The organism is Psychroflexus planctonicus (assembly GCF_014640195.1).
In the GTDB taxonomy this organism is placed as follows: Bacteria; Bacteroidota; Bacteroidia; order Flavobacteriales; family Flavobacteriaceae; genus Psychroflexus; species Psychroflexus planctonicus.
On sequence record NZ_BMGM01000004.1, the window covers coordinates 177,362 to 199,522 of the forward strand.

Annotated in this window: 17 protein-coding genes and 1 pseudogene; 7 read left to right on the plus strand and 11 right to left on the minus strand. The window is 33.9% G+C overall.

The window, feature by feature from the left end; genetic code table 11:
* The first annotated feature begins 136 nt into the window (after positions 1 to 136).
* The 4 genes from IEV72_RS05685 (at position 137) to IEV72_RS05700 (ending at position 2,329) form a co-directional block, all read left to right on the plus strand.
* A complete protein-coding gene (locus IEV72_RS05685; protein ID WP_188458127.1) occupies positions 137 to 628 on the plus strand; it encodes a metallophosphoesterase family protein in 492 nt (163 codons plus the stop codon).
* 17 nt (positions 629 to 645) lie between these two features.
* Positions 646 to 1,071: a DUF1801 domain-containing protein gene (locus IEV72_RS05690; RefSeq protein ID WP_188458128.1), complete on the plus strand. Its 426-nt coding sequence runs from the start codon at positions 646 to 648 to the stop codon at positions 1,069 to 1,071.
* Positions 1,058 to 1,519 (plus strand): YciI family protein, encoded by a 462-nt coding sequence (locus IEV72_RS05695; protein WP_188458129.1) that lies wholly within the window; start codon positions 1,058 to 1,060, stop codon positions 1,517 to 1,519. The genes IEV72_RS05690 and IEV72_RS05695 overlap by 14 nt, the downstream gene beginning before the upstream one ends.
* A gap of 84 nt (positions 1,520 to 1,603) precedes the next feature.
* Positions 1,604 to 2,329, plus strand: a complete 726-nt coding sequence (locus IEV72_RS05700) for an SDR family oxidoreductase (RefSeq protein WP_188458130.1) — start codon at positions 1,604 to 1,606, stop codon at positions 2,327 to 2,329.
* Positions 2,330 to 2,412: 83 nt separating this feature from the next.
* Here the strand turns inward: IEV72_RS05700 and IEV72_RS05705 are convergent, their stop codons facing one another.
* Both IEV72_RS05705 and IEV72_RS05710 read right to left on the minus strand, forming a co-directional pair.
* On the minus strand, positions 2,413 to 3,279 hold the full coding sequence (locus tag IEV72_RS05705; RefSeq protein WP_188458131.1) for a sigma-70 family RNA polymerase sigma factor: 867 nt from the start codon (positions 3,277 to 3,279) through the stop codon (positions 2,413 to 2,415).
* A 99-nt stretch (positions 3,280 to 3,378) separates the two neighbouring features.
* The gene (locus IEV72_RS05710) at positions 3,379 to 3,795 is read right to left on the minus strand and encodes a hypothetical protein (RefSeq protein ID WP_188458132.1); all 417 of its coding nucleotides are present in this window, start codon (positions 3,793 to 3,795) and stop codon (positions 3,379 to 3,381) included.
* Positions 3,796 to 3,955: 160 nt separating this feature from the next.
* Between IEV72_RS05710 and IEV72_RS05715 the strand changes: the two genes are divergently transcribed.
* Complete coding sequence (locus tag IEV72_RS05715; protein WP_188458133.1) at positions 3,956 to 4,855, plus strand: AEC family transporter; 900 nt, start codon at positions 3,956 to 3,958, stop codon at positions 4,853 to 4,855.
* 8 nt (positions 4,856 to 4,863) lie between these two features.
* Here IEV72_RS05715 and IEV72_RS05720 read toward each other — a convergent pair whose 3' ends face one another.
* Positions 4,864 to 5,253, minus strand: coding sequence for an alkyl hydroperoxide reductase (locus IEV72_RS05720; protein WP_188458134.1), 390 nt, complete (start codon positions 5,251 to 5,253; stop codon positions 4,864 to 4,866).
* A 123-nt stretch (positions 5,254 to 5,376) separates the two neighbouring features.
* On the opposite strand from IEV72_RS05720, the gene IEV72_RS05725 reads away from it, so the two are divergent.
* Positions 5,377 to 6,153, plus strand: a complete 777-nt coding sequence (locus IEV72_RS05725; protein ID WP_229731818.1) for a tRNA pseudouridine synthase A — start codon at positions 5,377 to 5,379, stop codon at positions 6,151 to 6,153.
* Here the strand turns inward: IEV72_RS05725 and IEV72_RS05730 are convergent.
* The 8 genes and pseudogenes from IEV72_RS05730 to IEV72_RS05765 all read right to left on the minus strand — a co-directional run bounded on the left by IEV72_RS05730 (position 6,150) and on the right by IEV72_RS05765 (position 19,481).
* Entirely contained in the window at positions 6,150 to 7,088 is a 939-nt protein-coding gene (locus IEV72_RS05730; protein WP_188458136.1) for a LysR family transcriptional regulator, read from the minus strand. The genes IEV72_RS05725 and IEV72_RS05730 overlap by 4 nt on opposite strands.
* A gap of 87 nt (positions 7,089 to 7,175) precedes the next feature.
* Positions 7,176 to 9,626 carry a replication restart helicase PriA gene (priA, locus tag IEV72_RS05735; protein ID WP_188458137.1) on the minus strand — a complete coding sequence of 817 codons (2,451 nt, stop codon included), beginning with the start codon at positions 9,624 to 9,626 and terminating at the stop codon, positions 7,176 to 7,178.
* Between the two features lie 130 nt (positions 9,627 to 9,756).
* The gene (locus IEV72_RS05740) at positions 9,757 to 13,383 is read right to left on the minus strand and encodes a T9SS type A sorting domain-containing protein (RefSeq protein ID WP_188458138.1); all 3,627 of its coding nucleotides are present in this window, start codon (positions 13,381 to 13,383) and stop codon (positions 9,757 to 9,759) included.
* 105 nt (positions 13,384 to 13,488) lie between these two features.
* Complete coding sequence (locus IEV72_RS05745; protein WP_188458139.1) at positions 13,489 to 14,241, minus strand: LytR/AlgR family response regulator transcription factor; 753 nt, start codon at positions 14,239 to 14,241, stop codon at positions 13,489 to 13,491.
* A gap of 2 nt (positions 14,242 to 14,243) precedes the next feature.
* Complete coding sequence (locus IEV72_RS05750; RefSeq protein WP_188458140.1) at positions 14,244 to 16,097, minus strand: tetratricopeptide repeat-containing sensor histidine kinase; 1,854 nt, start codon at positions 16,095 to 16,097, stop codon at positions 14,244 to 14,246.
* A gap of 85 nt (positions 16,098 to 16,182) precedes the next feature.
* On the minus strand, positions 16,183 to 16,554 hold the full coding sequence (locus IEV72_RS05755) for an MmcQ/YjbR family DNA-binding protein (protein ID WP_188458141.1): 372 nt from the start codon (positions 16,552 to 16,554) through the stop codon (positions 16,183 to 16,185).
* Positions 16,555 to 16,559: 5 nt separating this feature from the next.
* Positions 16,560 to 17,429 (minus strand): annotated as a pseudogene (locus tag IEV72_RS05760) (pirin family protein).
* 285 nt (positions 17,430 to 17,714) lie between these two features.
* On the minus strand, positions 17,715 to 19,481 hold the full coding sequence (locus IEV72_RS05765) for a glycoside hydrolase family 15 protein (RefSeq protein ID WP_188458142.1): 1,767 nt from the start codon (positions 19,479 to 19,481) through the stop codon (positions 17,715 to 17,717).
* Between the two features lie 79 nt (positions 19,482 to 19,560).
* On the opposite strand from IEV72_RS05765, the gene IEV72_RS05770 reads away from it, so the two are divergent.
* Positions 19,561 to 21,774: a bifunctional alpha,alpha-trehalose-phosphate synthase (UDP-forming)/trehalose-phosphatase gene (locus tag IEV72_RS05770; RefSeq protein ID WP_188458143.1), complete on the plus strand. Its 2,214-nt coding sequence runs from the start codon at positions 19,561 to 19,563 to the stop codon at positions 21,772 to 21,774.
* Positions 21,775 to 22,161: the final 387 nt, after the last annotated feature.

The following is a 22,161-nucleotide window of genomic DNA, read 5'->3' on the forward strand; positions in this document are numbered from 1 at the left end:
AATATTGTTTAATAATATGAATATCAGTTGCTAATGATTTTTTTATTTTAAAGGGTTAAAAAATATTAAAGAAGTCTTAATGTTAAATTTACATTGATAATTATTTACTTTATTCTGAAATATTTTATTAAGTTATATGAGAATACTCCTACTTAGTGATACACATTCGTACATTGATGAAAAAATTTTAAAATATGTGAAACAAGCAGATGAAGTTTGGCATGCCGGCGATATTGGCGATTTAGCAGTAACGGATGCTATTGAAGAATTGAAGCCGTTGCGAGCGGTTTTTGGAAACATAGATAGTTACGAAATTCGCAATCAATTTCCAGAAGACCAGCGTTTTGTGGTAGAAGGTGTTGATGTTTGGATAACCCATATCGGTGGTTACCCCAAACGCTATTCGCCTAGAGTAAAGCAAAAAATTTATCATCATCCGCCTAAATTATTCATTTGTGGACATTCGCATATTTTGAAGGTAATGAATGATAAAGACTTAGGATTGCTTCATATGAATCCTGGTGCAGTCGGCAAGCACGGTTTTCATCAAAAAAGAACCATGCTGCGTTTTGAAATAAATGCAGGTAAAATTGAAAATTTAGAAGTGGTAGACTTCGGAAAAAGATAACTTTAAACAAATACATCATGAGCAACAAAACCCAACCTACAGAAGCATCTGTAACTGAATTTCTTTCTAAGATAGAAAATGAACAACAAAAACAAGATTGCATTCAATTTAATCAATTTTTCAAAGAATTGACTTCAGAAGAACCCAAGCTTTGGGGAACATCCATTATTGGTTATGGAGATTATCATTACATCTACAAAAGTGAAAGAGAAGGCGATTGGTTTCATTTGGGCTATTCCCCCAGAAAATCATACACATCCTTGTATGTGTACCAAAATTCTGCCGAAAACAAAAAGTTACTTGAAAACTTAGGAAAGTTTAAAATGGGGAAATCCTGCATCAATATCAAAAAGTTAGAAGATATTGACCTTCAAGTTTTAGCTGAAATTTGCAGAAATAGTATTCATATTATTGAAAATAGATATGCGAATGAAAACGATTAAACTCTTATTCGTATCTATATTCATTGTAAATACATCAGTACTAATCGCACAAGATGAAAATGAAAAATATGATGCTGAATTGGCAAAACAATACGAAGCCGATGAATACGGAATGAAAATGTACACCTTAGTCTTACTGACTTCAGGTGAAAACGAAGACGATTCTGAAAAAAGAAATGTAGCTTTTGCAGCCCACATGCAAAACATCAATGCACTTTCTGAAGAAGGAAAATTGGTTTTAGCTGGTCCTTTTGGTAAAAACGATAAAGATTTTCGTGGCATTTTCATTTTAAACACTACAGATGTAGCGGAAGCCAAGTCACTTTTAGAAGCCGATTTGGCCATTCAACAAAAGTATTTGAAAGCTGAATACATTCCGTATTATGGTTCAGCAGCTTTGATTTCTCATTTAGAAGTGCATGGCAAAATATGGAAAACACAACCTTAAAATCTATGTTTTTATAAGGTTAAAACTCTTTTAAACCGCCGTACTATTCAGTTTATCATAGTTACTTTTAACAAAAATTAAATTATGCAAGATATTAAAGGAAATGTAGCGTTTATAACTGGCGGAAGCAAAGGTATAGGTTACGGAATAGCCGAAGTTTTATTAGCTGAAGGCGTAAACGTAGTGGTGACCAGCCGCTCTCAAACCAATGCAGATGCAGCGGCCAAAACATTAACTGAAAACTCATCAACTTCTGCCAAAGCCATTGGCGTAAAAGCAGATGTACGGTATATGTTAGACCAAGAAGAAGCCGTCAAAAAATGTATTGAAGTTTTCGGCAAATTGGATTACATGATTGCCAATGCAGGTTTAGGTCATTATGAAAACATTATTGATTTAACCGATACCCAATGGAAAGAAGTAATCGACACTAATTTAACCGGTGTTTTTTACTCTATTAAAGCTTCGGTTGAAGCACTTAAAAAGTCGAAAGGATATTTTATTAGTATTTCCAGTTTGGCAGGAACTAACTTCTTTGGAAAAGGTTCTGCATACAATGCGAGTAAATTTGGAGTGACCGGTTTTACACAAGCGGTGATGTTAGATTTACGTGAACACGATATTAAAGTTTCTACCATAATGCCCGGTTCGGTTGCTTCACATTTTAATGGAAATACACCTGACAGCAGTGATGCGTGGAAAATTCAACCAGAAGATATTGGCGAATTGGTAGCCGATGTGTTCAAAATCAATCCAAGAACTTTGCCGAGTAAAATTGAAGTTCGACCTTCACGACCGGATTTGAAATAGCATTTCAACTAAAATAAAATGTATAAAAAAGCTTCCTAATTTTTCAAGTTAGGAAGCTTTTTCTCCGGAACAAATCAAAAAATTTATCCGAGGTATTTTTTCAACATTTTGTTTTTAGATTGATGTTTCAATCTTCTAATTCCTTTTTCTCTAATTTGGCGAACGCGTTCGCGACTTAAATCGAAAGTATCTCCAATTTCTTGAAGCGTCATTGCAGGTTGGTTTCCAATTCCGTAATTTAAACGGATTACATCTGCTTCCCGTTGCGAAAGCGTGTCTAAAGCACGATTAATTTCGATACTTAATGAATCGCGCATCAACTTATCATCTGGGTTTGGAGATTCAGCTGAGCTTAACACATCGTATAAATTAGAATCGTTTTCACCTTCTTTAAATGGTGCATCCATAGATAAATGTCTCCCTGAATTTTTCAAGGCAACTTTTACTTGAGATTCACTCATCTCCAATTCTTTGGCAATTTCTGATGCAGAAGGCGGACGTTCGTTCACTTGCTCAAGATGAGAATACATCTTGTTAATTTTATTAATTACGCCAATTTTGTTAAGCGGTAAACGAACCACACGAGATTGTTCGGCTAAAGCTTGTAGGATAGATTGTCTAATCCACCAAACAGCGTAAGAAATAAACTTAAAACCACGCGTTTCATCAAAACGTTTTGCGGCTTTAACAAGTCCAACATTTCCTTCATTTATTAAATCGGGTAATTTTAAACCTTGATTTTGATATTGCTTTGCAACAGAAACAACAAATCGTAAATTAGCATTGGTTAACTTTTCTAGAGCAACTTGATCTCCTTCTCTAATTCTCTGCGCTAATTCAACTTCTTCTTCAGCGGTAATCAAGTCTACTTTGCTAATGTCTTGTAAATATTTATCTAAAGACTTAGATTCTCTATTGGTAACCTGCTTGGTAATTTTTAGCTGTCTCATAAATTTTTTATATAGTTCTACTACAGTTTGACATAATACATATAATAAATCGTTTTTCCAAATTTTATCATCATTATTTCTTATATGTCTATAAGCAGTTTAGTGTTTTATATGCATAAAAAGAGATATTCCAAAGACGAAAACCCACAAAAATACCCGTAACCAGTTACCTTTTTCAAGTTTCAATAAATCTTCTTTCATGAATTTTCCAGTATTTATTTTTTGATGAATTGGAACATAAAAAACAAATGTGCCAATCCATGTAAGTAAAACAAACACAAGGTGAAGCCAATGTATAAATACAGATGAAAAATAAGTAGAATAGGCAGATAAAAATAACTGACTCAACATTAAAGGGAATACTACATACGTAATATTAGGTGTATAAACACGGTGCCAAATTTTTAAATTATCTGATTTAAAATATTTAAATGCAGGATAAATACACAATTGCACTAAAAAAATAAGTACTACTAATCCAAAATCAATCAGTAATTGATAGGTCTTTAATTCCATTGAAATGATTTGCTTCAAAATTAATGTTCGCTCTTATGCTTCAAAAAAAGTGCTTCATAAAATAAAGCCAATTTTAAATAACTTGAAATTTTCTCGATATTCACTTTGATAAATCGCTTTCATTATACTTAGATTTGCTTCTACCAAAAGAATGCAATTTATGGGTAATTTACTTCTTATCATCATCAGTTTTACAGCTGGTTTTTTATTGAGTAAATTGAAGCATTTTCCTAAAAATTCGCATAAAGGCATCAATGCTTTCATATTTTATATTTCTCTTCCCGCACTTTCTCTAAGATACATTCCAGAAATCGATTACAATATTGAAATTATTTTTCCAGTCATTATGCCATGGTTGGTTTTTATCTTTGGTGCAGTATTTTTTATTACAATAGGTAAAATTTTGAACTGGTCTAAGCAACTGATAGGTTGCTTAGTTTTATGTTGTGGTTTGGGCAACACTTCTTTTGTTGGTTTTCCTTTGTTGGAATTGTTTTATGGTAAGGAATCCATTCGCTACGGAATTTTAGCTGACCAGCCTGGCAGTTTTATGGTGATGTCTACCTTAGGTATTTTTGCAGCCGTTTACTTTTCAAATGGAAAGGCTAACTGGAAACAAATAGGAATAAAAATTTTTAAATTTCCGCCTTTTATTGCTTTTATAATTGCTTTGTTTCTCAGTTTTGTTGAAATGCCTACGCTTGTGAATTTCACCTTAGAAAAATTGGGAGCAACTTTAAGCCCTTTGGCTTTATTTTCCATCGGTACGCAACTCAAATGGAAATCAGAATTTCTAGAATTGAAACCCATTGGAATCGGTTTACTTTATAAACTTGGATTGGCACCTTTGGTAATTTACTTACTTTATTTACCATTTACTGATTCAAGTGGTTTGGTGTTTAAAGTTTCGATAATGGAAGCCGCCATGGCACCTATGATTACGGGAATTTTACTTGCCATTGAATACAAATTAAAACCCAATTTAGCGAGCATGTTTGCTGCTATTGGGATTCCACTTTCTTTATTAACTACTTGGTTTTGGTATTTATTGATGAACTAATTCAAACATTAATCATCATTTAATTTCCAATGGTAGTCCTTGTGTACTTTCCATAAAATGTACCCAAACGGAATCCACCAGATAAAATCGTTGGTGATTAAAGTATAGAAAAATTCAAAAGGAACTAAATCTTGTGCATAATTCATCACAAAACCAATCGGGCCAAATATTTTTCCTAAAAAACCAACGGCTACAATAGGCCAATGCCGCATAGGCGAAAAGGATGCCCACCAATATCCTAAGCCATAAACGCCAATCACCATTCCCATTCCTTGCCAAATAAGTAATTGATTGGGAATATCCATGCCTACCAATTCAAAAAAATGAGTAGGGAATAAAACCACCCAAGCTCCCCAAAGTAGATTGTAAATGGCTGCAATTTGTAAAGTTAGTTTCATGTTTTTCTTGCAAAATTAGTGTACTTGATTTCAGACCTTCATTAAAATTAAGCCAATATTTTAAGTGCATTTTTTTTATAAAATGTAGCTTGCGTGTTTTTATATCTTGCCATGAAACGAATAATGAATTATTACTTAATTGAACTACAATACCTAGGTTTCCGTTACCACGGTTGGCAAAAGCAGCCTGATGTAAAAACCGTAGAAAACCAACTGCGGAAGACTTTGGGTTTTGTTTTACCTGATATTCGAACCAAGGTTATTGCAGCTGGCAGAACCGATGCCATGGTTTCAGTGAATAAAACCTTTATTGAATTATTTGTTTACGAAGCCGATTTACCCGAAGACTTTTTTGAGCGCTTCAACCTAAATTTACCTGCCGATATTCGAGCAATTTCTATTGAAAAAGTAGATGAAAAGTTCAATATTATTCAACATCCAAAACAAAAAGAATATGCTTACTTTTTTACTTTTCCTGAAAAAGTACATCCCTTTTGTGCTCCATACATGACAACTATTCAAGACCATTTGAATTTAGAATTAATGCAAGAAGCTGCTCGACTTTTTGAAGGAGAACATGACTTTTATTCTTACGCGTTTAGACCAAAACCAACTACACAAACACAAGGGAAAATTGATTTTTGTAAGATCGAAACCAATACGCAATACACAGCCAACTTCTTTCCAGAAAATTCGTATGTGTTGCGAGTAAAAGGCAATGGATTTAAACGCCATCAAATTCGTTTAATGATGGGAGTTTTAATAGATTTAGGTAAAGGGAAAATAGATTTAGATTTTGTGAAACAAACTTTAGATGGAAGTCAAAAAGTAAAGCTGGAACACGTAGCTCCAGCTTCTGGTTTGCAATTATATGATGTTCAATTAACTAAAGGATTTTAGTTAGGTTTAGGACTGATTATTTTTATGTTTTGAAAAGCAATTGCTCCACGAACAACTCCACTGATTACTTCATGTAATTTTTCGATGATTTGCATTTTCAATTCACTTTTATGATGAATTAAACTTACTTCTCTAGCTGGGCTTGGTTCTTCAAACATGCGTAAATTTTCTTGATTTTTTTCAGATAAATCCATGGTATGCAAATAGGGTAGAAGCGTCATTCCCATTCCTTCATTAGAAAGTTTAATCAAGGTTTCAAAACTCCCACTTTCCAGATTAAAATGATCGTTTTGCAGTAGTTTATTACTCTTACAAATATTTAAAACATTGTCTTTAAAACAGTGGCCATCTTCTAACAAAAGCAACTCGTCTGGATCTAAATCATCTGGCATAATTTTTTTCTTTTTGAAGAGTTTGTGCGATTGCGGTATAAATCCAACAAAAGGTTCGTAATACAATGGTTTTTCAAAAATATCGTCTTCATCTAAAGGTGTTGCAGCAATGGCCGCATCAATATGTCCATCACGCAATGCATTAATCATGGCTTGAGTGGTCATTTCTTCGATTTTTAAATTTACCTTTGGATATTTGTTGATGAAGTTTCTTAAAAACATTGGAAGTAAAGTTGGCATAATAGTAGGGATGATTCCCAGTTTAAATTCGCCACCTATAAAACCTTTTTGTTGGTCTACAATATCTTGAATTCGATTGCTTTCATTTACAATGTTTTTAGCCTGTTGAACAATGTTTTCACCTACTTGAGTAAGTAAAATTGGCTTTTTAGAACGATCAAAAATCTTTACGCCTAATTCTTCTTCTAATTTTTGCACCTGCATGCTTAAGGTAGGTTGCGTAACAAAAATCTTTTCGGCAGCTTTGGTGAAATTCTTATATTCAGCTACAGCTAACACATAATGTAATTGCGTAATGGTCATAATTCAAAATTTTGATACAAAAATACAAAACTATAAGATAAACTTATTTAATTTACTTTTAATTATTTGCTAAAAGTATAGTTCTGTTTAATACGGATCCACATTTACCACCACCCGAATACTTCTAAATTGACCAACGGCTTCGAAGCTGTTCAATGCTTTTTGAACAATTTTTTTAGATTTGATTACCGATTGCTTTGGAGCAATTTTCAATTGAATGTTCTTATGATATTTATTTTTAATTCTAGCTACAGGCGGGAATTCTGGACCCAAAACTTGCTTGCCAAAACTTTGTTTCAAGTAACTAGCCAACCAATCTGAAGCTTCATTAATCCGGTTGTAATCTCTTCCTTTTAAGGTAAACTTTATCAATCTAAAATAAGGTGGAAAGGCATAATTTTTACGTTCATACATCTGCTCCTTAAACATTAATTTAAAGTTGTTAGTAGTAACCTGCTGCAAAATTTGATGGTACGGATTGTAGGTTTGGATGAGCACTAAACCTTGTTCTTCGGTGCGACCTGCTCGTCCCGCGACTTGCACCAACAGTTGAAAACAACGTTCGTAAGCTCGGAAGTCTGGAAAATTGAGTAAGCTATCGGCGTTCATCACACCTACCAAATCTACATTTCTAAAATCTAAGCCTTTGGTTAGCATTTGGGTTCCGATTAACACATCTACTTCGTGATTTTCAAAAGAAGAGATAATTCGGTCGTAAGCATGTTTTCTTCTAGTTGTGTCGTGGTCCATGCGTTGTATTCGCCATTCGGGATACAATTCCTGTAATTCTGTTTCTACTTGTTCAGTACCAAATCCTTTTGTGGAAATATCTGGGCTACTGCAAGCTAAACATTTGGTTTGCATCGCCATGCTGTACCCGCAGTAATGGCAACGCAAGGAATTGTTGTGTTTGTGGTAAGTCAAACTTACATCACAACTTGGGCATTGCGGCGAATGTCCACAAGTTTTGCATTCCAAAATAGGCGAAAAACCCCTTCTGTTTTGAAATAAAATGGCTTGTTTACCATCTTCTATGCATTTTTCTAAAGCTGATAAAAGTGGTTTAGTAAAATGTCCCGTAGTTTGCTTTTTTCGAGAAAGCTCTTTGATGTCGACCAACTCTATTTTTGGCGGTTGTACATTTCCAAAGCGTTTGTCTAATCTTACGTAGCCGTATTTTTGGTCTTTTACATTGGTTAAACTTTCTAAACTAGGCGTTGCACTTCCTAATAAAGTTTTTGTTTTAAAAAACGAAGCTAACACAATGGCAGCGTCTCTAGCATGGTAACGCGGAGCGGGGTCGTATTGTTTGAAACTGCTTTCGTGGGCTTCGTCTACAATGATTAATCCTAAATTAGAAAAAGGCAAAAACAAAGACGAACGCGCACCGATTACAATTTTCCCTTTGCTTTGTTGAAGTACGTGTCGGTAGACTTCCACGCGTTCGTTTTGCGAATATTTACTGTGAAAAACCAAGACTTCTTCACCAAAAAAAGCTTGCAAACGTTTGATTAATTGCGTAGTCAGTGCAATTTCGGGCAATAAAAATAAAACTTGCTTTCCTTGTTGAAGCACTTTCTCAATCAATTGAATGTAGATTTCTGTTTTTCCTGATGAAGTGACGCCATGCAGCAAACACACTTCTTTGGTTTCAAAACTTTCTTCAATTTGTTGCATGGCCGTTTGTTGAGCTTCCGACAATTGAAAAGCAGCTCGTGTTTTTGCGATGGCAAAATCAATACGATCTTGTTTTATTTGGTATTCTTCAAAAATTTCTTTTTTGATTAAGGCTTTTACAACCGATGTGGAAACATCAGCTTTTTCGCTTAAATCTTTAGTGGTAATCGGTTTTTTGGTTTTTGCTGAAAAACTAAAATACTTCAATAAAGCTTCTTTTTGCTTAGGGGTTGAACTCAATTGTTCCAATAAGTCGGGAAGTGCTTTTTCAGTTGAATAGGCTTCGGTTAACCGAATGTATTTTTTGAGTTTGGGTTTATATTTGGTATTCAGCTCCTGATTCAGAATTAAAATTCCTTTTTCGGCCATGCGTTTCACCACCGGCAAAACTGTTTTTTTATCTAAGATTTGCATGACTTCATGAATCTTCAGGGCATTTTGCTTTTGTAACGCTTCATAAAGCAAAAACTCTTCATCGTCTAAAGCTTCTGGTTCAATCTCAGTTTCTTTGTTCCATTCAATTAAAGTTTCGCTTTCTAATAATAAAGCATTCGGTAAAGCGGTTTTCATGACTTCACCCAAGCTACACATGTAGTAATCGGCAATCCATTTCCAAAATTGAAGTTGGTTTTTAGTCACCAATGGCGCTTCATCTAAAATTTGTTCAATGGGTTTTACTTCGTAATGCAAGGGTTTTTGATTGTGCAATTGTACCGCTAAACCGGTATAAACTTTGGTTTTTCCGAAAGGAACGGCCAATCGCATGCCTAATTGAATTTCGTCTACTTCCTGTTCGCTTACGGCGTAGGTAAATAATTGCTTGAGTGGAAGCGGTAAAATAACATCAACGTAAGTAGACATAAATTGAATTTGAAATGGTAAAGATAATTAATTGTTAAGCCAAAAATGAAAATGCTTTTGTTTCTATTTTTAAAATAAAAAATCCCTGTTACCAAAGCAACAGGGATTAACTCAACCACTTCTACTTTAATTACTTTACTATTAATTGTTTGGTGGCGAGGTAATTTTCTAATGAAGTTATTTTGACCATATAAATTCCTTTGGTAAGTTGACTTACATCTATTTGTTTATTTTGATTTCGTATTAACTTTCTTCCCAAACTATCATAGATTTCAACTAATTTAATTTCATTTTCTGTTGAAATTTGAAAAGATGATGAAGCTGGATTTGGATAAATTTTTATGCTGTTAGTAAACTCGAAGTTTACATTAGATAAAGTATCTTCTACAGTTACTACTGCTACTACTGTTGTTTGATTTCCTTCAAGATCTGTAGCAGTTAAGTTTACAGTATAAGTTCCTATGCTTGTAAATGTATCTTGGTCAAGACTCAATGAGATATCAGACACTGCACTACAGTTGTCGCTTACATTATCTAATACTTGAGTTTCTGTTATACTAACTGAACTGTTTCCAGCTAAATCGACCGTAACATCTAGTGTAGTAAGCGATGGCCCACTTGTATCTTCAACTGTAACAATTGCGGTTGTTATAGTTTGATTTCCTGAGGCATCTTCAAGCAATAACGAGACTGTGTTTTGACCAATGTTTGAACAATCGAAATCTGAATCAGATAAGCTGAGATTGCTGATAGTACAATTATCTGACGAACCATCATCAATATCAGAAGCTTGAATGCTTGCTTGTCCATTCGCATCAAGTTGAATGGTGATATCTTGCGTTATAGCGTTTGGCGCTGTGTTATCTTCAACGGTAACGATTGCTGTTGTTATAGTTTGATTTCCTGAGTCATCTTCAAGCAACAAAGAGACTGTGTTTTGACCAATGTTTGAACAATCGAAATTTGAATCAGATAAGCTGAGATTGCTGATAGTACAATTATCTGACGAACCATCATCAATATCAGAAGCTTGAATACTGGCTTGTCCGTTCGCATCTAATTGAACGGTGATATCTTGCGTAATAGCATTTGGCGCTGTGTTATCTTCAACCGTGACGATGGCTGTATCTGTAGCAGTGTTTTCTGCTTCATCTTCTACCGTTAGCGTCACTGTGTTTTGACCAATGTTAGAACAGTCAAAAGTAGTTTGATCCAAACTTAAAATTAAATCTGCTGTTGAGGTTTGGTCGTCTGTTGAACCATCATCCACATCAGAAGCTTGAATAGACACTTGCCCGTTGGCATCAAGTTGCACGGTGATATCCTGCGTCACAACATTAGGTGCAGTCAAATCAGGTAAAGGGCCATCAAATTCAAATGCACCCAAATCTACACTTGTATTTTGTATACGATTATTTCCGAGAATATCTTCTGTAATACCGCTTGGAATTTGACTATTGTCACCAGCATCAATCATTGGTGATGAGGCTTGCAAGCTAAAATCAAAATTGGCTTCATCGACAAAAAGCGGGTCTGTATTCAGGTTGTTAGATTCTGTAAACGTTGAAGCTTTAGAGGCTAAGTTGGTTTGGTTGTAATTATTGTGTGTAAAATTAAGAGAAGTAATAGGTTGACTACCATTCATTAAGCCTATATTTTGTGGGTTTATCGTGCCGTTATCATCACTATAATTATTCCAAAAGATATTGTTATGAAACTCCACATTAAGAACATCTGAACTTACAAAACGTCTTAAAGCAACTGTTCCTTTGTCAATAGATGATGCAGTTGAAACATCATAATTATTAGAAAATGTATTATTTGTGATTGTAGCATTAATAGTTGCACCATTGTTTAAAAGCAAACCAAAGCTACTCGCTGAAAGCCCATCTCCTGCATTTACGTCTCCTGAAACATTGCCATGAAACAAGCAATTATTTACACTTACATCTACTACTTTATTTGCTGTTGTAACGACTGCTGAAAATCCTGAGCCATATCTGCTAAAATTGTTTGTGAATTCACAAGATTCAATATTTAAATCACTGCTGTTATTATATCTTAAGTAAACAGCTCCTAGTACATTAGATATATTATCTTTTACTATGCAGTTTTTTAGTGTAAAGTTGATGAATTGGTCAAATTTATTAATAGCTGCGCCTCTATTAGCTGGACTGGAAGAGCCATCTGCATGACCGTCTTTCAAAATAAAACCATTAAGTTCTACATTGTCTGCACCAACAGATACCAGTCTACGGCTATTATCTAATCTAAAAACACTGCTATATGTAAAATCATTAGGATCGTCATTTCCGGCCAAATCTCCTGAAATGATAGTTGGATGTGCTTCAATATCTCGTTGATCTAAATCAGTTTCTGTGCCATTAAAACCGCCAAATACCTTATTATTATCACCTAATATTCTGAAGCTTTCTGATCTTGAAGAGTTATCTGGTTTGTATGTGCCTTGGGCCACCCAAAGTGTATCCGCTATGATATCATTTTCTATAGCATCAAGACCGTCGTGCAAACTTGTATAAGCATTAGCCCAAGAAGTTCCGTCATTACTACCAGTAGCATTTTGATCTACATAAAATTTTGTAACTGCTGGAGTAACATCCTGGTAATAGCTTGTTAGCCCTAAAACTGTTGGAGATGAGAAATCTACATTAGACACAAAAATTCGACCATCAGAATTACGGATATTTAAAGTAGCTGTCTGATTTAATGTAGCATTATTTAATTGTGGCATAGGTGCCAGATCTGTCCAGGTGGAACCATCAAACTTACTTATTTTGACTTCAAATAAATCATTCACATATAAAGCATAAGTATTTCCATCAATTGGGTTAAACTTCATTTGCATAGTTCTACCTCGTGCATCATCCGAATTTGGCGGAGAGTCTAATAATTCATTAGGATTATCACCTGTGTAAAAAATTGGACCATTAGTCGAATTTCTTTTTACTAAGAAATTTTCATTTAATGTATTGGCTGCAAGACCTGGAAAAGTTCCAGCATTTTGAAATCCTCCAGGTGGGAAATTTGAATTGGAATAAACTGATGTTGCAGATGACCAACTCACATTCGTATCTAATGTTTTTTTGAAAATACCTAAATTACCATTATTCATACTAGTATAGTAAAAAAGATTATAACTAGGATAATCGAATGCACTTAATTCAGTATGCTGAACATTAAATTCTGTTTGCCATGAACCCGTTTTATTGGATCTTACAAATGTTCTGTAAAATAAATTTGTATAAAAACTAGAATAGGCAATATAAGCGTTTCCTGAATCATCAAAATTTATGAAAGATCGATAAGCAGGTATTATAGGGTTACCACCGCTGGATCCTGAAATATTTGTTCCTTCATCTAACCAGTTAGATCCGTTGAATCGTTTTACAACTAAAATATTGCTACTTGCGGTGATATCTGTTCGATAAACCACCCATGGTTCTCCTGTAGCAGGATTTATGTTAATGCTTGGAATGCTTACATTTCCAATTGCAGAAACCGTACCACCAAGGTCATTCCAAGTTGTCCCATCATAAAATTTCACTTTCAAATGATCATTGTCGGATTGATCTACATAAGCAACGTAAAGGTTTCCTGTAGTTTCATCCACCGTAGTAGCAATTTGTTTTGGGTTGTTAGCAAATTGTGCTGTGCCCAAGGTGCTCCAAGTTTGAGCTGAAAGCAGTTGTGTAAAAAATAGTGTAATACTCAAACACAATAGTAATTTAGATTTCATAATATTTAATTTTGTTAATTTGAATTAAAATTATGAGTTGAAATTGTTTTTTATGTTGTTCGACTTCTGAAAGTTGAATTTGAATTGCTGAAGTAAAAGAAATTTTTAAAACTCTTGCATAAGTTGCATAAATTCTTCAGTTTTACTTTTAGAGAGAGAAACAGACTTGTCGTTATCCATTACAATATAACCACCATCGGATTTGACGTACTTTTTGATATAATTTAAATTGATTAAATAGGAACGATGCGGTCTATAAAATGTGTGAACAGAATCTAAGGTGTTGGTGAAGAATTTTAAAGGTTTGCTTATGTAAAGTGGTTTTTTTTCACACTTTACGTAAACCTTTGTGTACATTCCATCTGCTTCTAGCAAAATAATATCTTTAAAAGCTACAAATTCAATTCCATCGCTTACGGGTAATCCAATTTTTCTAAATTCATTAGATTGAAATACTGATTTTAATTCTTCAAGACGTTCATTAATTTTTGATTTACCAATGAATGTTAAGGCTTTATCTACTGCTTCTTTAATTTTGCTAGCTCTTACGGGTTTTAACAAGTAATCTAAAGCGGAAAGCTCAATAGCTTTAATGGCATATTCTTGGTAAGCTGTGGTAAAAATAATTTCGAAGTTGTAATCTTCTTTACTTATAAAATCTAAAATCTCTAAACCAGTATGTTCTGGCATTTCGATGTCTAAAAAAACAAGTTGAGGTTGTTCTTCTTTAATAATATCTACCCCTTCTAATAAAGAACCAGCCTGATAAATCGATTTTATTTTTGGGCAATTCTCTTCAATGAGTACTTTTAGTAAATTTCTCGCTTTAGCTTCATCGTCAATAATAATTGCCTTCATAATTAGTTGTTTTTTATAGGTATACTTATTTGTACTCGAGTTCCTATAGCTTCCCCATCTTCAGTTTCTAAATCTTTTATTTCTACACCAATTTTTTCAAAGTTTTGCTGATTGATCAAGGCTAATCGTTCTTCTGTAGCTTTGGTAGCAAAAGATTGATGTAAGTTTGTTTTTTTGGCTTGTAAACTAGCTGATTTTTTTCTTCCAATTCCATTGTCTTCAATGCTACACGCTATGCACTTTTCTGAAACTCGCTTAAATTCAATTGTAATTTTGCCTTTCTCTTTTTTATGAAAAAGTCCATGTTTTACTGCATTTTCAACATAAGGCTGAATAAGCATAGTTGGAATTTCAATTTCTTCAACAGGAATTGAATCTTTTACTTTTATCGAAAACGAAAACTGCTCACTAAACCGAAGTTGTTCTAGACTTAAATATTTTTCTAAGGTTTCAATTTCTTCTTCTAAAGTCAACTTTCCTTTATTGCTGAAAAATAAGTAACTACGAATTAGTTCTGCAAAAGTGGCAAGATATTCACTGGCTAAATCCTTTTTATTTAATACAATAAATTCTTGTATAGAATTGAGTACATTAAAAATGAAATGCGGATTCATCTGTGCTTTTAAGGCTTTCAATTCACTATCTCTATATTGCTTTTCTAGGGCAAGTTGTTGTTGAGAAGCATTTAATTCTTGTTTGATTAAAGCCGCTTTTTTGGCTTCCTTTTGTTTAGCTGTATACACTATAAAAACAACAATAAGTAAAATAATTAATGCAACTGAAGCGATAAGAAAAATAAGATTTCGTTCATTTTCTGCTTCAGCTAAAGCAGCTCGTTTCTGGTTTAATTTATTTTCAGCTTCAATTTGTTCAGTTTCGTATTTGGTTTTCATTTCAGCCACCAATGCTTTTTTAGATTGATTATCTAAAGAGTCTTTATAAAAGTTATATTTTTGGTTAGCTTCATTAGCTTTAGGTGTATCTTCAACAATATTATAAGCGATAAATAATTTCTGATAAATATCTTTTACAAAATAAAGTTTGCCTAATTCTTCATAAATTGATATTGCTTTTTCATATAAAGGAATTGAGAACTTGTGTTCACCTTCTAATGATGCTATGGTTGCTAAATCATAGTAAATCAATGCAATGTTTGCTTTGCTATCAAGCGATTTGTAATATGGCAAAACCGAATTAAGTAAATTCTTTGCTTTTTTATATTCGTCTTTTACTTTATACAATTGGCCTAAGCTTAGACCTATCATTTTTTCTCCAGGAGTAAATTTTGTTTCTTCTGAAATTCGCAATGCTTCTTTGTAATTTTCTTCAGCTTTCCCTAAGCTATCAAGTGCGCGGTATGTGTTGCCTAAATCGAAAAAGTAGCGCGCTTTAGTAGGTGAATCTTGATCCTTAATTACAAGTTTTAAATTTTGTTTATTTATTTTTAGCGCGTCTTCAAAAAATTGTTGATCTCGATATAAGGTAGCTAAAATACTATTGGTAAGTAGTTTTTCGCTTTTCAATGCAGTTGTGTCGTAGATTTTTTTAGCTGAAATAGCTTCACGCACCGCTAAATCATAAACTCCTTTATTACGATAGGCTGAGGCTAATTGTTGATGTGCTTTTGCTTCTGAAAAACTTAAATTTTCTTGTCTACTTAATTCTTTAGCTCGTTGAAGATATTCAATTTCTTGATTTACATTTTCATCTGAAAAACTTTTACTTAGCTGAAATAAATAATCTACATAGGTGCTATCTTTTATGGAAGTTGTATTGATAAGATTCAATAAACTATCCCGCTGACTGATGGAATTGGTTGTAAAAAGTAAAAACAGTAAAATGCAAAATGCTCTCATAAACAGAAAATATCTACTAAATTAGAAATATTTTTTAACTAATTTATTTTCAATTTCTGAAATATCGTTTACAATTGCTAAGCGCCTATTTGATCTGAATTTCTTCTCGTTTCTTTTTCGGCAATTTGCTCACCACCAAGTCGTAACTATGGTTGATGAGTTGTTTTATAAGTTCTAAACTAAGATTTGGACCATTAACTGTAACCGAATTCCAATGTTTTTTGTCCATGTGGTAACCGGGCAACACTTCATCGGGATACTTTTCTCTTAATTCTATGGCTTTATCTGGAACGCATTTTAAGTTGATGCTGTGGTCGCCTTCTTCCCATTTTTTCAGCGAAGTCAAGGCATACATTTTCCCCGCCACTTTAAAAACCAAAACATCTTCATCAAAAGGGAATTCTTCTGTGGTTTGGGGTTTGCTGAGGCAGTAGTTTCTAAATTCGTCTATTTCCATGCTAATTATTTAGGTAAAGGCACAAAATCGGTTTCACCTGGTACTTTTGGAAAAGATTGATTTTTCCATTTTTCTCTGGCTTCTTCAATCATTTGTTTTTCGCTGGCTACAAAATTCCAGTGGATAATTCTTTCTTCTGGAAAAACTTCTCCACCAAAAATATATACGGTGGTGTTGGCTTCCATAGTAAAAGCACATAATTCGGCTTGTTTGCTCACCAAAATACGTTTGGGTTCGTAGCTCTTATCATTATGACTTACGCTTCCTTCCAAAATATACAACGCGCTTTCACCTTACAAATCTTTGCCAATATTTACTTGGGTTTTGGCAGTAGATTTTATTTCAATGAAATACAATTTGCTATGCACAGGAACTGGCGATTTTTTGTTGAAGGCTTCACCTGCAATCAGTCGGTAATGCAAATCACCATCTTGCCAATGCGGTATTTCTTCTTTTTTGACATGGGTAAATTGGGGTTGCATTTTTTCTAAAGCTTTTGGCAAAGCTACCCAAATTTGCAATCCGTGTAAGGTTTTTTTCTTTCCGCGTAAGTTTTGTGGAGTCCTTTCTGAATGCACAATGCCTTTGCCTGCGGTCATCCAATTTACCGCATCAGGTTCAAATTCAATTTCGTTACCGAGACTGTCTTTGTGAACTATGCAGCCTTCAAACAAAAAAGTGAGCGTAGAAAGCCCGATGTGTGGATGCGGTGACACATCTAGGTTTTGGTTTTCATCCATTTCGGCTGGACCCATGTGGTCGATAAATGCAAATGGTCCCACCATGCGTTTTTGTCGGAATGGCAATAAACTACCGACCATAAAATCGCCTATATCGGCTGCTCGTTCTTCAATGATTAAATCTATATTAGACATATGTAAATTTTTAAACCTTTAGCCATTAAGCAGAAAAAGGTAGGTTTGTGGCATAGTTAATGGTACATAAAAAAACTCAAATTTAATTCTAAATGTTTGATCAGCAAGACCTCACAGGTCTCAAAGACCTGTGAGGTCTAAATCGTATAATATTGTAAATCAGTATCGTAATTGCTTTAATGATTTTTTGTCGTGTTTTAAAGGTATAGTTATAATTTTTCAAATTTAAAGTAAAGACATTTAATTAAGTATGTTTGATTCAAAAATTAAAGCAATGCATTTTAATTATTTTTCATCAAAATTCATAGCCGTTTCAATCAAAGCGAGATGTGAATAAGCCTGTGGGAAGTTTCCGAGCAAACGCTTACTTTTAAAATCGATGTCTTCGCTAAACAAACCTAAGTGGTTGGAGTAGGAAAGGAGTTGATCAAATTGCTTTTTCGCTTCGGTTTCCTTACCAATTTTATATAAAGCGTTGATGTACCAAAAGGTACAAATGGTAAACGATGAACTAGGTAAACCAAAATCGTCTTGATTTTTGTAACGATACAATAAGCCGTCATTCATTAATTCCTTGCCGATGGCATTTACCGTACTCACAAATTTTGGGTTTTTGGGTTCTACAAAACCGTAGGTTTGCATCAATAAAACTGCAGCATCTAAATCAGTAGAATTGTAAGATTGAGTAAAAGCTTGTTTTTCTTCATTCCAAGCGTGTGTCAAAATATCGGTTCTAATTTCTTGCTCCAATTTGTTCCAACGTGCTAATTTCGATTCCTTGTTGAGTAATTTTGAAACTTTAATGGCGCGATCTATCGCCACCCAACACAAAACTTTGGAAAAGGTAAAATGCCGGTCTTCGGTTCTAAATTCCCAAATGCCTTTGTCGGGTTCTTGCCAGTGTTTACCAACTACCCAAGCAATTCCTTTGGCAATGTTCCAAAGTTCTTCTACGTTTTCTAATTCTTGTTCTAAATTGACAAACTCTTGGTAAATTACATCCATCAAAATACCATAAATGTCGTTTTGTTTTTGAGCATAAGCTGCATTCCCAATTCTAACAGGTTTGGAATTTTTATACCCGCTTAAGTGCGGAAGCAGTTTTTCGGTAAGTTGTTTTTCCTTATTTATCCCGTACATAATTTGTAACTTTTCATCTTTATCAGGAACTAAATCCACAATAAAGTCTAAAAAGCGCTTGGCCATGCGTTTGTGACCGAGCTGTGAAACTACTTTTATAACCATAGATGCATCGCGAATCCAACAAAAGCGGTAATCCCAATTTCTTACTTCGCCAATGGTTTCTGGCAGTGAAGTTGTTGCAGCGGCAAGTATAGCACCAGATTTTTCATAACTGAGCAATTTCAAGGTCATTGCGCTACGTCTAATTTCTTGATTGTATTGTGAGAAATTAGGTGTTTTTTCAGCCCAGTTGTACCAATATACTTTGGTTCGGTCTAATTCCAATTGTAAACTTTCTAAGGTTGGAAGTTCAATCTTTTCATTGTAACTCAAGAGAAAAAATGCATCCTTAGTTAATTCTATTTCAGAACCATTTACCACTTTCTCTTGACTGAGATTTGTATAGAGATAAAGCGAATCGAATTTTTCTTCTTCGGTTAAACTAGCAATAAAATTTTTCTTCAAAAAAGTTTTTGTTACACCAAAGGCATATTCTAGTTTCGGTTGATAGTTTATTTTGAATTTAGGTTTGCCATGCAAAATTTTGATCAATCGAATAATCTCTGGAGGCGAATGGTATTTTTGATTTTCCTTCTGATAACGCGGTAGGAAATCGATTACTTCAAAAGAAGCTTCTGCCGAAGTAAAAGTGGTGACTAAAATGCAAGTATTTTCGTGGTATTTTTGATTTGTTACGTAGGAAGAATCAACTTCAAAAGAAAACTGGCCTCCTATTTCTTCGTCTAAGAGCTTGGCAAATACAGAAGCAGAATCAAATTCAGGCAAACAACACCAGTCTAGCGAACCCGTTTCAGAGACCAAAGCTGCAGTTCTACAATTCCCTATAATTCCGTAATTAAGATTATTCATGTAATTCAGTTTTTTCGATAATAAAATTATACATTTGGCTAAAGTATAGAAAATAATACACAAAAATTTCATTTTTATTATGAATAAAACAATAATTGTTTCAAATAGATTGCCTTTGCAAATTCAAGTTGAAGAAGATGGAGAAGTTACTGCAAAGCCGAGTGTTGGTGGCTTAGCCACAGGAATGAAATCGGTTCACCGTGACAGCAATGGCATCTGGATTGGTTGGTCGGGTGTTAAAGATGAAGACTTGACACCTGAGATAGAAAAGAAAGTAAACAAGGCAGTTGAAAGTGAACAATGTGTTGCTGTAAAACTGAATGAACATGATTTAGACAATTATTATTACGGATTTAGCAATAGAACTTTATGGCCATTATTCCATTACTTTTTAGAATATACCGAATTTGATAAAGGCTATTGGGAAAGTTATGTTGAAGTAAATAAGAAATTTGTTGAAGTGGTTATCGCGCAAGCGGAAGAAGGCGATACCATTTGGGTTCATGATTATCAATTGTTGTTATTACCAGCTTTGGTAAAAGAGAAAATTCCAAACATTTCCATCGGTTTCTTTTTACACATTCCGTTTCCTTCTTATGAAATATTCAGAACTTTTCCTGCTCGAAAAGAAATTTTAGAAGGCATGTTAGGAGCCGATTTATTGGGTTTTCATACCTACGATTACGAACGACATTTTTTGAGTTCGGTAAAAAGAATTTTAAGCTTGGAAGTCAATTTTAATGAAATAACTTATGGAAACCGAATTATAAAAGTAGATTCTTTTCCGATGGGAATAGACTACCATAAATTTAAAGATGCAGCATTACATCATCACAAACAAACAGAAATTGAAAAATCTGAAATTCAAAAAAGATTAGATCAGCATTTACAATATGATAAAGATGTAAAAATGATTTTATCTATCGATAGAATGGATTATACCAAAGGAATTCCCAACCGAATTCGAGCCTTTGAATATTTTTTGAAAAAGTATCCACAGTTTCAAGAAAAAATTCGTTTGATCATGTTGGCGGTGCCATCACGCTCGGAAGTTCCGCAATATCAATTATTGAAAAAGGAAACTGACGAATTGGTAGGTCGTGTTAATGGCGAATTTTCAACGGTAAGCTGGACGCCGATTTGGTATTTTTACAGAACCATGCCTTTTGAAAATTTAATCGATTTGTACACATCTTCAGATGTTGCATTGATAACTCCCGTTCGCGATGGAATGAATTTAGTAGCCAAAGAATACATAGCCACTAGAACCAATCAAGATGGTGTTTTGGTATTAAGTGAAATGACGGGAGCTTCAAAGGAATTAGACGATGCGTTGTTAATCAATCCATTCAATTTTGGTGAAATTGCTGATACCATCAAACAAGCTATCGAAATGCCTAAAGCAGAACAAAAACGCAGAATGAAAGGCTTGCAAAAAAGAGTTGCTCGTTATAGTGTTGAAAAGTGGGCTGAAGAGTTTATGCATTCGCTAAATAATGTGGAACAAAATCTAGCTGATGTAATTGATGCACAACCTGTTTCAACTGAAAAAATAAAGAAATTTGAGAAAATAGTGCAAAGTCAAGAAAGCAAAGTTTTTTTCTTAGATTACGATGGCACTTTGGTCGGATTTCAGAAAAACCCACAAGACGCCAAACCTGATGATGAGTTAAAGTCTTTACTTAAAAAGCTTCTAAATCAACCTAATTTAGATGTAGTAGTGATAAGTGGAAGGGACAAAAAAACACTGAATAAATGGATGGGCGACTTGCCGATGAGCTTAGTTTCGGACCACGGTGTTTCTTACCGACCTAAAAATAAAGATTGGAAAAATTTAGAAATTTTAAAAACAGATTGGAAAGAAAACGTGATTCCTGTAATTGAAAAATTTGTAGATAACACACCTGGAAGTATTTTAGAAGAAAAGAAATTTTCGGTGGCTTGGCATTACAGAAAAGCAGATCCAGAATTAGCACAGCGCCGTTTGGTTGAAATTAAAACCGTATTGACTAGTTTTATCTCCAATACAGATTTGACTTTACTTGAAGGAAACAAAGTGATTGAATTAAAAAGCAGTAAAGTAAGCAAAGGAAGAGCCAGTTTATTACTGTATAATGAAAAAAAATACGATCATGTTTTTGCCTTAGGCGATGACTGGACAGACGAATTTATGTTTGAAGACTTACCAGATAAAACCAATAGCATTAAGGTCGGTTTAAACAAAACGAAGGCAAAATACTATGTAAACTCTACTAAGGAAGTAAGGCAACTGCTTCAACAACTAGCTAATTAAAAAATGGATTAATACCTAACATAGCTTAAACGAATTGAAATACTCTTTTCTTCTATAAATTAAGAATGACGTTTTAAATTCTTTCAATATCAAATCAAAATTCCAGTGCGAATGTGCAAGGTTTTTTGTTTAGACTTCTTCATGAGTTAGTTTCTATATACTTTTAACTTTTCATATATAATCAAATTTAGATATGTGCGTCAAGTTAGTATCAATATTACTCTGTAATTATAAACATATAGTTTGCTATTTATTAAACTAATAAAAACCCATAAACAAATAGAATTTTTAAGTAATAAGCAGGTAAAGCTTTCAACAGGTAGGTATATATCGATTTTATTTATTAGGTTGTTTTTTTATGTGCTTGAATTTTCAATACAATCATTT

What these genes read in the sequence shown, in the direction of transcription:
- IEV72_RS05705 (WP_188458131.1), bottom strand. Translation starts at nt 3,279, where the DNA reads ATGAGACAGCTAAAAATTACCAAGCAGGTTACCAATAGAGAATCTAAG.
- IEV72_RS05730 (WP_188458136.1), bottom strand. Translation starts at nt 7,088, where the DNA reads ATGACCATTACGCAATTACATTATGTGTTAGCTGTAGCTGAATATAAG.
- IEV72_RS05700 (WP_188458130.1), top strand. Translation starts at nt 1,604, where the DNA reads ATGCAAGATATTAAAGGAAATGTAGCGTTTATAACTGGCGGAAGCAAA.
- IEV72_RS05745 (WP_188458139.1), bottom strand. Translation starts at nt 14,241, where the DNA reads ATGAAGGCAATTATTATTGACGATGAAGCTAAAGCGAGAAATTTACTA.
- IEV72_RS05740 (WP_188458138.1), bottom strand. Translation starts at nt 13,383, where the DNA reads ATGAAATCTAAATTACTATTGTGTTTGAGTATTACACTATTTTTTACA.
- IEV72_RS05690 (WP_188458128.1), top strand. Translation starts at nt 646, where the DNA reads ATGAGCAACAAAACCCAACCTACAGAAGCATCTGTAACTGAATTTCTT.
- IEV72_RS05685 (WP_188458127.1), top strand. Translation starts at nt 137, where the DNA reads ATGAGAATACTCCTACTTAGTGATACACATTCGTACATTGATGAAAAA.
- IEV72_RS05755 (WP_188458141.1), bottom strand. Translation starts at nt 16,554, where the DNA reads ATGGAAATAGACGAATTTAGAAACTACTGCCTCAGCAAACCCCAAACC.
- IEV72_RS05770 (WP_188458143.1), top strand. Translation starts at nt 19,561, where the DNA reads ATGAATAAAACAATAATTGTTTCAAATAGATTGCCTTTGCAAATTCAA.
- IEV72_RS05720 (WP_188458134.1), bottom strand. Translation starts at nt 5,253, where the DNA reads ATGAAACTAACTTTACAAATTGCAGCCATTTACAATCTACTTTGGGGA.
- IEV72_RS05765 (WP_188458142.1), bottom strand. Translation starts at nt 19,481, where the DNA reads ATGAATAATCTTAATTACGGAATTATAGGGAATTGTAGAACTGCAGCT.
- IEV72_RS05750 (WP_188458140.1), bottom strand. Translation starts at nt 16,097, where the DNA reads ATGAGAGCATTTTGCATTTTACTGTTTTTACTTTTTACAACCAATTCC.
- IEV72_RS05725 (WP_229731818.1), top strand. Translation starts at nt 5,377, where the DNA reads ATGAATTATTACTTAATTGAACTACAATACCTAGGTTTCCGTTACCAC.
- IEV72_RS05695 (WP_188458129.1), top strand. Translation starts at nt 1,058, where the DNA reads ATGAAAACGATTAAACTCTTATTCGTATCTATATTCATTGTAAATACA.
- priA (WP_188458137.1), bottom strand. Translation starts at nt 9,626, where the DNA reads ATGTCTACTTACGTTGATGTTATTTTACCGCTTCCACTCAAGCAATTA.
- IEV72_RS05710 (WP_188458132.1), bottom strand. Translation starts at nt 3,795, where the DNA reads ATGGAATTAAAGACCTATCAATTACTGATTGATTTTGGATTAGTAGTA.
- IEV72_RS05715 (WP_188458133.1), top strand. Translation starts at nt 3,956, where the DNA reads ATGGGTAATTTACTTCTTATCATCATCAGTTTTACAGCTGGTTTTTTA.